At 59.7% G+C, this 678-nt stretch carries 1 protein-coding gene; it reads right to left on the reverse strand.

The window, feature by feature from the left end:
* Positions 1-331 precede the first annotated feature (331 nt).
* Complete coding sequence (locus tag AC1DT6_RS40555) at positions 332-457, reverse strand: hypothetical protein (protein WP_477115628.1); 126 nt, start codon at positions 455-457, stop codon at positions 332-334.
* Positions 458-678: the final 221 nt, after the last annotated feature.

Below are 678 nucleotides of genomic sequence, written 5' to 3' on the forward strand. Positions count from 1 at the left end.
GGGCTGAAATCGAGCTCGCAATGACGCCGTTTGCGGTTGATCGATGGCCAAACAGAAATCCTCTATTAATCAATAGCTTACGATGGCCCGTCCGCGCTGATGCTGGGCTTGCGAACCGTCGCAAATTGCACCGAAATCAAAGCTACCCCGGATACCACAGGCCACCTTTGGAAATAGCTGGACCTTGCGGGGCAACCTACTGGGACTATGCGGCCATTCAGCACGCGGCACGCTTGCTATTTGCGAGCGACCGGGCGACCCTGGAGGAGATTTCGCGGGCCTGACGGTTGTGGACGCCCCTGTCGAAGGGGCGTTTGCTCAAGGTGCGCGATCAGCGAGGCTCCAGGTCTTCGACGGCGTGCGCGATCTCGCGCAGGCTACCCGCGATTTCCTCCAAGGTTTGGCCAATCACCTTGGCAGTCGCCATCACGCCGAAATCTGCGGCCGCCGTCTGCATGAAGGCGGCGACCAGTGCAGGATTCTTGTCGGCATAGCCCTCGCCGAACTGCTTGTCGATCTCGAACCTTGCCCTAGGGAATCGCTGATCAATAGCCGCTAAGCGGAGCGTCAGCGCTTGTTTGACATCCGACTCTCACGATGCGGGAGAGCGGGGGTGGTTTGAGCCCGATTTGGGGCCGCATGGCACCCAATTCGCGCCATTTCTGGCGCAATCTTCGC

The organism is Cupriavidus sp. 01L45 (assembly GCF_056399885.1).